Here is a 5,246-nt window from a genome sequence, read left to right as displayed (position 1 = left end):
GGTTGCAACCGGCGGGGTTGGCCGTTGCTCGGTGTGTTGCGAGGTGGTCCCGGTTGGTGGCTGCTCCGGACCGAGGGTGGCTGTGCCCGCCGACCGAGGGCGACTGCGCCGGACCGGTCCCGGGCTGCCCGAGGCGGGTGCACCATACGCTGAGCGTGTGACGCACCACGAGCCGGTCATCGACCTGCACACCCACTCGAGCACGAGCGACGGCACGCAGGCACCGGCCGAGCTGGTCGCCGCCGCGGTCGAGGCGGGCGTGGACGTGCTGGCGATCACCGACCACGACACGGTCGGGGGCTGGGCGGCGGCCGAACGAGCGGCCCGGGAGCGTGGCCTCGTACTGGTCAAGGGGGTCGAGATCTCCTGCCACTACAAGTGGTCCTCGGTCCACCTGCTCGGGTACCTGGTCGACCCCGCTGACGCGGACCTGGCGGCCGAGCTGCACCGCGCCCGTGTGTCGCGGGCGCAACGCCTCGAGCTGATGGTGGAGCGGATGTCCGCCGACGGCATCCCGATCACCTACGAGCAGGTCGTGGCGCAGGTCGGCCCCGGAACCACGCCGGGGCGGCCGCACATCGCCGACGCCCTGATCGAGGCCGGCGTCATCCGGCACCGGGACGAGGCCTTCGCCGACTGGCTCAGCGAGCGCTCGCCCTACTACGTTGGCCACTACGCCGTCGACCTGGCCCGTGCGGTGCGGCTGGTCCGGGCCGCTGGGGGAGTGCCGGTCATCGCGCACCCGTTCACCCGCACCCGGGGCGCCGGCATCCCGGACTCGTTCATCGCGCAGCTCGCCGCCGCCGGGCTCGGCGGGCTGGAGGCCTACCACCGGGACCACGGGCCGGCCGAGGTAGCGCGCGCCGAGCGGCTGGCCGCCGAGCACGGCTTGCTACTGACCGGGTCGAGCGACTACCACGGGGCCGGCAAACGCAACCGGCTGGCCGAGAACACCACGCGTCGCGACGTGCTGGAGGCGATCATCGCGCAGTCCAGCGGGGTCACCGCGGTCGTCTGCCCGTGATCCGCACGCCCGGACGGGGGCGCACCGCGCGCCCGACCGAGCCGACGCCGGGGACGTGCGAGACTGGCGTCATGCCGCGCCCGACCCAGCCGGACCCCGTCGTCGGGCCCGCGACCGTCATCGCCCTCGCCAACCAGAAGGGCGGGGTGGCCAAGACGACGTCGGTCGCCTCGCTCGGGGCGGCCTTCGCCGAACAGGGCAGGCGGGTCCTGCTGGTCGACCTGGACCCACAGGCCTGCCTGACCTTCTCGCTCGGCGTCGACCCCGACTCGCTCGAGACCTCGGTGTGCGAGGTGCTCCTGGGCAAGGCGGAGGTGGCCGACGCGATCATCGCCTGCGACGACGGCTTCGACCTCGTGCCCTCCGTGATCGACCTCGCCGGCGCCGAGGCGATGCTCCTGCCGCGACCCGGCCGCGAGTACGTCCTGCGCAGCGCGCTGGAGACGAGCCGGACGGCATACGACATCATCCTGCTCGACTGCTCCCCCAGCCTGGGCGTGGTGACCCTGAACGCGCTCACCGCCGCCGACGCGCTCATCGTGCCGATGCCGTGCGAGATGCTCAGCCACCGGGGCGTCGGCCAGCTGCTCGACACCGTGGCCGACGTGCAGAAGATCCTCAACCGCGACCTCGAGGTCTGGGGGGTGCTGCCGACCCTGTTCGACGGGCGCAGCCGTCACGCGCGCGAGGTGCTCGCCGACGTGGGGCAGCGCTACGAGCTGACGGTTCTGCAGCCGCCGATCCCCAAGACGGTGCGCTTCGCCGAGGCCCCGGCGGTGGGCCGCTCGGTCCTGGCGACCGCGCGCACCTCGAAGGGGGCCCAGGCCTACCGCGAGGTCGCGGCGGCGCTGCTGGCCCGGTTGTGACCGGGGGCGGACGCCTCGCGGCGCGCCCCGGATCCGGCCGTGCAGGCGGGATCAGTCGGTGCCCGCGCCCGGCGCGGCGCCGTTCGGGGCCGACGCCGGTCGGTCGTGGCCGCCACGGCGGCGCCGGCGCGTACGCGTGGACGGCTCCGCAGCGGGCTCGGGTGACGCCGCGACCGCCGCGGCGTCGGATCCGTCATGTCCCACTCGGGCTGCGGCACCACCGCCGCGGGTGCGTCGCCGGTTGCGGGTACGCCGCCGGGACGCCTCGTCGTCCCTGCGTGACCGGGCACCCTCGGGACGCGGCCCGCCGGAACGGTGATGACGGCCCTTGCCCTGCCGCCGGCCCGTCTCGCCGAGGTCCTCGATCTCCTCGGCGTCGAGTCCGGCGCGGGTCTGCTCGGACCTGCGCAGCTGGCCCTTGGCGCCGGCCCGGATCTGCAGGTCGGTGAAGAGGTGCTCGGACGAGGAGTAGGTCTCCTCCGGCTCGGGGATCCCGAGGTCGAGCGCCTTGTTGATCAGGGCCCACCGGTGCATGTCGTCCCAGTCGACGAGCGTCACCGCGACGCCGGTGTTGCCGGCCCGCCCGGTGCGACCGGTGCGGTGGACATACGTCTTCTCGTCCTCCGGGCACTGGAAGTTGATCACGTGGGTCACGTTCTCGACGTCGATGCCGCGGGCGGCTACGTCGGTCGCCACGAGGACCCCGACCTTGCCCTTGCGGAACGCCCGCAACGCCTGCTCGCGGGCACCCTGGCCCAGGTCGCCGTGCAGGGCCGCGGCGGCGAAGCCGCGCTCGACGAGCTCGTCGGAGACCTTGGCCGCCGTCCGCTTCGTGCGCGTGAAGATGATGGTCAGCCCACGGCCCTGCGCCTGCAGCACCCGCGAGATCAGCTCGACCTTGTCGAGGGCGTGGGCGCGGTAGACGAAGTGCTCGATCGCCTGGACCGTGTGCGCGTGGAGCGGGTCGTCGCCCACTGCGCGGATGTGCGTCGGCTGGGTCATGTACCGGCGGGCCAGCGCGACGATCGCGCCCGGCATGGTCGCCGAGAAGAGCATCGTCTGCCGGGTCGTCGGGGTCAGCGCCATGATGGTCTCGACGTCCGGCAGGAAGCCGAGGTCGAGCATCTCGTCGGCCTCGTCGAGCACGACGGCTCGCGCCTGGGACAGGTCGAGGTGGCCCTGCTTCGACAGGTCGATGAGTCGTCCCGGCGTGCCCACGACGACCTCGACGCCGGCCCGCAGGGCCTCGACCTGGGGCTCGTAGGCCCGACCGCCGTAGACGCTGAGGACCCGGATGCCCCGACGGTCACCGGCCTTCGCGAGGTCTCCGGCCACCTGCACGGCCAGCTCGCGGGTCGGGACCACCACCAGGCCCTGCGGCGCCCCCGGCCGCGACAGCGCGCCGAAGCCGGCGTCGCCGGGTGCCACGACCTGGTTCAGCATCGGCACGCCGAAGCCGAGCGTCTTGCCGGTGCCGGTCTTGGCCTGGCCGATGATGTCGTGACCGGCGAGGGCCACCGGCAGGGTCATCGCCTGGATCGGGAAGGGGGTGGTGATGCCGGCCGCGGCCAGGGCGGCGACGATCTCGGGGTGGACGGGGTAGTCGCCGAACGTCTGCCGGGGGGTGCCGGCGGGGGCGCTCGGCTGCGGCGACTCGGGGGTCTGTGGTGCCTCGGTTACCTCGGTCGTGCTCTGGGTCATGTGTGTCTCTCGGTCTGCACGAGCACCCCACGGGTCCGGACGGGCGCGGGAGCTCAGTGTCTGTTGCTGGGCCGATCGGAGGTTCTCGGGGTGGCGAGCCTGCAGGTCCGCAAGGCGCGGGCGGCCGGGCTGAGCCCGGCACCATCCGCGCCACCCCGTTCGCACGTTCATCTTCGAGGCCGACCGGGCACCGATATGGTCACCGCCCATTCTACCGGCTCCGGAGCGTCCAGCCGGCCACGTCAGTACTGTGGCGGGCATGAGCGACCCCGATGGCGCGTTGACCCCGCCGGAGCCGACCGGTTTCGACCTGGCCGACCCCGACTACCGAGCAGCCGTGATCGACCTGCTCGGCGGACTCGGCTACGCCGAGCTGCGCGCGTTCTCCCAGCTGGCGGGCGACGCCGAGCTGGCCCCCAGCCTCAGGCAACGTTCGGAGCTGGCCTTCCTGGCCGACCAGGAGCTCGGCCACTACGCCCTGCTCGCCGACCGGCTCCGCAGCCTGGGTGTCGACCCGGAACAGGCCATGGCGCCCTTCGTCGCACCGATCGACGCCTTCCACGAACGCACCAGGCCGTCCGGCTGGCTCGAGGGGCTCGTGAAGGCCTATGTTGGCGAGGGCATCGCCCAGGACTTCTACCGGGAGGTAGCGGCGTACGTCGACCCCGCCACCCGCGACCTGGTCATCCGGGTCCTCGACGACAACGGGCGGGCCGACTTCGTCGTCAGTGCGGTGCGCGAGGCCATCGCGGCCGACCCGCGGGTCGCCGGCCGGCTCGCCCTGTGGGGTCGCCGGCTCGTGGGTGAGGCGCTCTCGCAGGCCCAGCACGTGGCTGTCGAGCGCGACGCGCTCACCGCGCTGCTGATCGGTGCGCCGGGACGACCTGCCGCGGACCTCGCCGAGATCGGGCGGATGTTCGTGCGGCTCACCGACGAGCACACCCGTCGGATGCAGCGGCTGGGACTGGCCGCCTGAGGCGGCCCGCCCGACGACCGGCCGCTGCACGACCGGCCGCTCCAACGCGGGGTCACGGCAGCCGGAGGCTGGGACACCGGCGCGTGTGGACCGGGACACCGGCGGCTGTGGACGGCGAGAGGGCCCCGCCAACTCGGCCGGGCCCTCTCGAGTCGGTGACGTCAGCGCGACTTGCCGACGCGACGCCCGTAGGCCGAGATGCCGACGGCGGCGACGACCGCGCTGATGATCCAGTACCACCAGCTGATCCCTCCGCCGCCGGAGTAGCCGAACAGGACGCCGAGCACGAGGGTCGTGACGATCGAGGCGATGATCCCGATGAGGATCGTCATCGGGATCGAGATGTCCTGCTTGCCGGGCAGGAGCAGCCGGCCCAGTGCCCCGATGACCAGTCCGGCCAGGATGGCTCCGATGATGGTGCCGAGCATGTGGCGTGCCTCCTCGTCAGCCGTGCCTCCCGGCCGGCCCTGTGCGGGCCCGGTCCGGCCGGGCTGCGGCTCCCACCAGCAAAGCACTCACCGGGCCGCTGCGCGGGAGTATCGGGCACGAAGCCGATAACGATTGCGCCATGGGCGGGCTCGCCCACCCGGTGGCCCGGGCGACGCGCCGGGTCCGGGCGGCGCGCCGGGTCCGGGCGGCGCGCTCACTGGCGCCGAACCTGACGCGCTCACTGGGCGCC

The 5,246-nt window shown here is 73.5% G+C and carries 5 protein-coding genes; 3 read left to right on the top strand and 2 right to left on the bottom strand.

Translation table 11 applies throughout. The features are described from left to right. The first annotated feature begins 157 nt into the window (after nt 1-157). Together WMI84_RS16730 and WMI84_RS16725 are read left to right on the top strand one after the other, a co-directional pair. Nucleotides 158-1,024 carry a PHP domain-containing protein gene (locus WMI84_RS16730; protein ID WP_347354911.1) on the top strand — a complete coding sequence of 289 codons (867 nt, stop codon included), beginning with the start codon at nt 158-160 and terminating at the stop codon, nt 1,022-1,024. A gap of 71 nt (nt 1,025-1,095) precedes the next feature. Beyond that, on the top strand, nt 1,096-1,890 hold the full coding sequence (locus WMI84_RS16725; protein WP_347354910.1) for a ParA family protein: 795 nt from the start codon (nt 1,096-1,098) through the stop codon (nt 1,888-1,890). Nucleotides 1,891-1,941: 51 nt separating this feature from the next. Here the strand turns inward: WMI84_RS16725 and WMI84_RS16720 are convergent, their stop codons facing one another. After that, nucleotides 1,942-3,591 carry a DEAD/DEAH box helicase gene (locus WMI84_RS16720; protein WP_347354909.1) on the bottom strand — a complete coding sequence of 550 codons (1,650 nt, stop codon included), beginning with the start codon at nt 3,589-3,591 and terminating at the stop codon, nt 1,942-1,944. Between the two features lie 259 nt (nt 3,592-3,850). On the opposite strand from WMI84_RS16720, the gene WMI84_RS16715 reads away from it, so the two are divergent. Then, nucleotides 3,851-4,567 (top strand): ferritin-like fold-containing protein, encoded by a 717-nt coding sequence (locus tag WMI84_RS16715; RefSeq protein WP_347354908.1) that lies wholly within the window; start codon nt 3,851-3,853, stop codon nt 4,565-4,567. 161 nt (nt 4,568-4,728) lie between these two features. Here WMI84_RS16715 and WMI84_RS16710 read toward each other — a convergent pair whose 3' ends face one another. Next, a complete protein-coding gene (locus tag WMI84_RS16710) occupies nt 4,729-4,995 on the bottom strand; it encodes a GlsB/YeaQ/YmgE family stress response membrane protein (RefSeq protein WP_347354907.1) in 267 nt (88 codons plus the stop codon). Nucleotides 4,996-5,246 lie beyond the last annotated feature (251 nt).

Source organism: Intrasporangium sp. (genome assembly GCF_039812505.1).
GTDB lineage: Bacteria > Actinomycetota > Actinomycetes > Actinomycetales > Dermatophilaceae > Intrasporangium_A.
Note: the sequence above shows the minus strand (reverse complement) of the source record. Positions and strands in the feature narration are given on the sequence as shown.